Genomic DNA, 6,205 nt, shown 5'->3' with positions numbered 1-6,205 from the left:
CTCCGAGGCGTCCGGGGTCGGCGTCACGCGCACCAGTCGCGCCGCACGGACGACACCCTCCCGGACAACCACCTGCGGCTCCCCACCGACCGCAAGCTTGGCGATGAGATCGGTGTCCAGGGAGGTAGCCGACGCTTCGACGTCCACCAGGGTGATCCGGCCCGGGTGCTCGGCCTGCGCCGACCGCACCAACCCCCACACCGCCGAACCCGCCAGATCAGCAACCGCCTCCCCCGGCCCGGCCTCGACCGCACCCCGCGTCGCCACCACCAACCGGCTCCCGGCAAACCGCTCATCCCCCACCCACCGCTGCACCTGACCCAACACCCAACCGGTCACCTCATGCGCCGACGCCACCACATCGCCCCCGGCACCGTACGCAGCCAACACCAGCACATCCGCACCCGGTTCGACGTCCTCCGACACACCGAACACCGCCACACCCGCACCCGCACCCGCACCCGGCACCTCCTCCGGCACCGCCACCACCGACGACCAGTCCAACCCCAGCACCAGCCCGGACCGCACACCACCGGACACACCGCCAGCCGCTACCGGCCGCATCACCAACGAACCGATGCTCACCACCAACCGGCCGTCGCTGTCGGCCAGTTCGACCCGCATGCTGTCGGCGCCCGTCCGCACCAGGTGCACCCGGGAGGCGGTCGCGCCAGCGGCATGCAGGGTCACGTCCGAGAAGCTGAACGGCAACCGCCCGGCCGGCGCGGGCTCCAGCCCCACGAAGGCACTCGCCTGGAGCGCGGCGTCCAGCAGCGCCGGGTGCACCCCGAACCTGCGGGCCCGGTCGGCCTCGTCCTCCGGGACCGCCACCTCGGCGTAGACCTCCTCCGGTCCGGCCCAGACCTCGCGCAGTCCCTGGAACGCCGGGCCGTACGCGAAGCCGTGGTCGGCGGTCAGCCGGTAGAAGTCCGAGACGTCGACCCGTCCACCGCTCTCCGGCGGCCACTGCCACCCGGCCGCCCCGGCGGCGGAGGCGTCGCCCAGTACGGCGCTCGCGTGCCGGGTCCAGGGCTCGTCATCCGTCGTCCGGGCGTACACCGCGAGCCCACCGTCGTCGTTGACCACCACCTGCACCTGCACGCTCCCCGCCTCGGGAACGACCAACGGCGCCTCCACGACCAACTCCCGCAGACCACCGGCCCCCACGGCATCCGCACCCCGAACCGCCAGCTCCACAAAGCCCGTTCCCGGGAACAGCACCACCCCGTGCACCGCGTGGTCCCGCAACCACGGCTGCGTACGGAGCGACAACCGCGACGTCAGCACCACCGCACCCGAATCCGGCACCGACACCACCGCACCCAGCAGCGGGTGTTCGGCGGACGCCAGCCCGGCTGCCGTCACGTCGCCGGCCGGCTTCGGCTGGGCCCAGTAGCGGCGCCGCTGGAAGGCGTACGTCGGCAGGTCCACCCGGCCCGGTTTCCGGCCGCCCGCCAGGGTCTGCCAGGCGACCGGCACGCCCTGGACGAAGAGTTCCCCGGCCGCCAGCAGCGCGGTCCGCAGTCCCTCCCGGTCCTTGCGCATCAGGGCCACCGCAACAGCGTCCTCGGCGTTGGCCTGCGCCAACCCCGCCACGACACCGTCCGGACCCGCATCCACGAAGGTGTCCACGCCCTGCCCGGCCAGCCACGCCAGACCATCCGCGAACCGCACCGCCGAACGCACCTGCTGCGCCCAATACTTCGGCGACGTCATGTCCGCAGGCTCACCCGTCAGATTCGACACCACGGGGATGCGCGGCTCCGAGAACTCCACGTCGGCGATGGCCGCCATGAAGTCCTCCACCATCGGGTCCATCAACGCCGAATGGAACGCATGAGACACCCGCAGCCGCGTCGTCTTCACACCCAACGCCCTGAACCGCTCACCCACCGCGAGAACGGCGGCCTCCCCACCCGAAACGACCACGGAGCCAGGCGCGTTGACCCCTGCGAGCGAGACCTCGTCGGACAGGTACGGCCGTACGCCCTCCTCCGGCGCCGCAATGGCGACCATCGCCCCACCCGCCGGAAGCGCCTGCATCAAACGCGCCCGCGCCGCCACGAGCCGGCAGGCGTCCCGCAGGTCAAAAACCCCCGCCACATGAGCCGCCGCCACCTCACCAATGGAGTGCCCCAGCAGATAATCCGGCTCCACCCCGAATGACTCCAGCAACCGGAACAACGCCACCTCGACGGCAAACAGCGCGGGCTGCGCCCACCCCGTGGAGTTCAACTCCTCCGCGTCCTCACCCCACACCACCTCCCGCAGCGGAACATCGAGGTGCCGGTCCAACTCCGCCACCACCTCGTCGAAAGCGGCAGCGAACACCTCGGACTCCCCGTACAACACGCGCCCCATCCCCAGCCGTTGCGCGCCCTGGCCCGCGAACAGCACCGCCACCCGGCGCCCGTTCCGCCCCACACCCTGGGCCACGTTCGCCACCGACTCCCCAGCAGCCAACGCCCGCAACCCCGCCGTCAGTTCACCCGCATCAGCACCCACCACCACGGCCCGGTGCTCGAACACCGACCGCGACAACAACGCCGCACCCACCGCCACCGGGTCCACCCCGTCCACCGCCGACACCAACCGCCCGGCCTGCGCCCGCAGCGCCTCCTCCGAACGACCCGACACCACCCACACCGTCCCGGCACCGCGGTCCTCCACCACGGACTCCGGCTCCGCCTCGGGCGCGGCCTCCAGAATGACGTGCGCGTTCGTCCCCGAGACGCCGAAGGACGACACGCCGGCGCGGCGCGGCCGGTCCGGGTCCGCCGACGGCCAGGCCACCTGCGCGGTGACCAGTTCGACGCCGCCCGCGGACCAGTCGACCTGGGAGGACGGCGCGTCCACGTGCAGGGTGCGGGGCACCACCCCGTTCTGGAGGGCGAGCACCATCTTGATCACGCCCGCCACGCCCGCGGCCGCCTGCGTGTGCCCGATGTTGGACTTCAAGGACCCCAGCAGCAGCGGCCGTTCGGCGGGGCGGCCCTGACCGTAGGTCGCGAGCAGCGCCTGGGCCTCGATCGGGTCGCCGAGCGTCGTACCGGTGCCGTGCGCCTCCACCACGTCCACGTCGGACGGCGACAGCGAGGCCGCGGCCAGCGCCTGGCGGATCACCCGCTGCTGGGAGGGACCGTTCGGAGCGGTCAGACCGTTGGACGCGCCGTCCTGGTTGACCGCGCTGGACCGTACGACCGCCAGCACGCGGTGGCCGTTGCGCTCCGCGTCCGACCGGCGCTCCACGACCAGCACGCCCACGCCCTCGGACCAAGCGGTGCCGTCGGCCGCTTCGGCGAAGGCCTTGACCCGGCCGTTGGCGGCCAGCCCGCCCTGGCGGCTGAACTCGACGAAGCCGCCCGGGGTGGCCATGACGGCCACGCCGCCGACGAGCGCGAGCGAGCACTCCCCCGCGCGCAGCGCCTGACCGGCCCAGTGCAGGGCGACCAGCGACGACGAGCAGGCGGTGTCCACGCTGACCGCCGGGCCCTGGAGGCCGAGGGTGTAGGCGACCCGGCCGGACAGCACGCTGAGCAAGCCGCCGGTGAGCAGGTGCCCCTGGGCTTCGGGGGTGGCGCCGGCGACCTCGCTGTAGCCGGACGGGGCGGCGCCGACGAAGACGCCGGTGGAGGTCCCGGCCAGGGCGGCCGGGTCGATGCCCGCGTGTTCCAGGGCCTCCCAGGAGGCTTCCAGCACCAGCCGCTGCTGCGGGTCGGTGGCCATGGCCTCGCGCGGGGAGATGCCGAAGAAGGCGGCGTCGAAACCGCCCGCGTCGTCCAGGAAGCCGCCCTCGCGGGTGACCGAGGAGCCGGCACGCTCGCCGTTCGGGTCGTAGAGCGCCTCGAGGTCCCAGCCGCGGTCGTCGGGGAAGCCCGACATCACGTCGACGCCGTCGGTGACGACGCGCCACAGGTCGGCGGGGTTGTCCACACCGCCGGGGAAGCGGCAGGCCATGCCCACGATGACCATCGGGTCGTCGGCACCGTCGGCCGTGGGGACCGGCAGGGCCGGCTGGGCGTCCGCGGTCTGCGCCGAGGTGTCGCCGAAGCGCTCGGCCAGGTAGCCGGCGATGCGGGCGGCGTTGGGGTAGTCGAAGACGAGGGTGGTCGGCAGGCTCAGGCCGGTGACGGTCTGGAGCCGGTTGCGGAACTCCACCGCGGTCACCGAGTCAAAGCCGAGTTCCTTGAACGCCTGGGTCGCGTCGACCTGTTCGCCCGAGTCGTGGCCGAGGACCGCGGCGGCGTGGTCACGGGCCGCGGTGAGCAGGTGGTCGTAGCGCTCCTGCGGGCTCATGGCGCGCAGGTGGCCGCCGCCTTCCGGCGTCTCCTCCGGTTCGGCCGCGGCCGCCTCCGGCAGCAGCGAGAACAGGCGGGTCGGCCGGGCCATGCCGAAGGTCGGCACGAAGCGCGACCAGTCCATGTGGGTGACCGCGACATTGGTGTCGCCGTCGCTCAGCGCCCGGTGCAGGGCGGCGACCGCCAGTTCGGGCCGCATGGGGTGCACTCCGAGCCGCGTGAGGTACTGGGCGTAGTCGGCGTCGGCGGCCATCATGCCCGGCGCGTCCCAGGCGCCCCAGGCCACGGACAGGGCGGGCAGGCCGCGGGCCCGGCGGTGCCCGGCGAGGGCGTCGAGGCAGGCGTTGGCGGCGGCGTAGCCGCCCTGGCCGGCGCTGCCCCAGGCCGCGGCGCCGGAGGAGAACAGCACGAACGCGTCCAGCTCCAGGTCGCGGGTGAGTTCGTCGAGCAGCAGCCCGCCGGTGACCTTGACCCGCAGCTGCGCGCGCAGTGCCTCCTCGGTGAGGTCGGCGACGGCGCCGCCCTCGTCGACCACGCCCGCCGCGTGCATGACGGTGCGCAGCGGCAGGTCGGCGGGGACCGCGGCAATCAGCGCCGCGACGGTCTCCCGGTCGCCGACGTCCCCGGCGGCCACGCTCACCCGGGCGCCCGCGGCTTGGAGTTCGGCGGTCAGCTCCGGTACGCCGTCCGCGGCCGGGCCGCGGCGGCTGACCAGGACGACGTGCTCGGCGCCCGCCCCGACCAGCCAGCGCGCCACATGGGCGCCGACCCCGCCGGTGCCGCCGGTCACGATCGCGGTGCCGCTGGTCCGCCAGGCTGCGGGCAGTCCGGCCGCCGGGGCGTGCACCAGGCGCCGGGCGTACAGCCCGGACGAGCGGACGGCGAGCTGGTCCTCGCCGTGCCCGCCCGCGACGACCGCGCCCAGCCGCTGCCGGACCGCGTCGTCGATGACCTCGGGCAGGTCCAGCAGACCGGCCCACCGCTCGGGCACTTCGAGGGCGGCCACCCGGCCGAGGCCCCAGGTCGCCCCCGGCCAGACGCCGCCGATCCGCTCCTCGCCGTGGACGGCGACCGCGCCGCGCGTCACCGCCCACACCGGCACCCGCACCTGCTGCACCAGCCGGACGGTGGACAGCAGCCCTTCGACGTCGTCCCGTACCGCCAGCAGCGACACCACGCCCGGGCAGGCGGGGCTCACCTCCGGTGCCGTGCCGTCGTCCTCGATCAGCTCGCCGCCCACGGCCTCGGCCACCGCCACCGTCCACGGGTCGGCGGCGTACCCGGCGGGCACGACCACCGCCCAGCGTGCGGCGGGCGCGCCGGCGAGCCGGCCCGTCGCCGACGCCGGCGCCCACGTCTCCCGGTAGCGCCAGCCGTCCGCGGCGGTCGCGGACTGCCGCTGGTCGCGCCAGCGCAGCATGGCGGGCACCACGTCCGTCAGCGCGGCGCTGTCGACGCCCAGCGAGCGGGCGAGCCCGGCGACGTCGCTGCTCTCCATCGACGCCCAGAACTCGGCGTCCACCGGGTCGCGCAGCGCGGGGTCGTGGGCCGCCACGGCCGCCTGCGGCCAGTACCGGCGGTGCTGGAAGGCGTACGTCGGCAGGTCCACCCACTCCGCGCCGCGACCGGTGAACAGCCGGTCCAGCGCGACGGGGACGCCGTGGGCGAAGAGTTCGGCCGCGGACAGCAGGAAACGGTCCAGGCCGCCTTCGTTACGGCGCAGGGTGCCCGTCGCAACGGCGTCCTCGCCGAGCGTGTCCTGCACGGCCATGGTGAGGACCGGGTGCGGGCTGACCTCGACGAACGCGGTGAAACCGTCGGCCGCCAGAGCCCGGGTCGCCTGCTCGAACTCCACGGTCTGCCGCAGATTGCGGTACCAGTAACCGGCGTCCAGGGTGGAGGTGTCG

At 74.3% G+C, this 6,205-nt stretch carries 1 protein-coding gene; it reads right to left on the bottom strand.

The genetic code is table 11. From position 1 onward, the window contains the following. On the bottom strand, nucleotides 1–6,205 hold a 6,205-nt coding region (locus WA788_RS34900), incomplete at both ends, for an SDR family NAD(P)-dependent oxidoreductase (RefSeq protein ID WP_335984396.1).

It is taken from the genome of Streptomyces sp. CA2R106, from assembly GCF_037034245.1.
Lineage (GTDB): Bacteria > Actinomycetota > Actinomycetes > Streptomycetales > Streptomycetaceae > Actinacidiphila.
The sequence above is the reverse complement of the archived record's forward strand: the minus strand, read 5'-3'. Positions and strand labels throughout refer to the sequence as shown.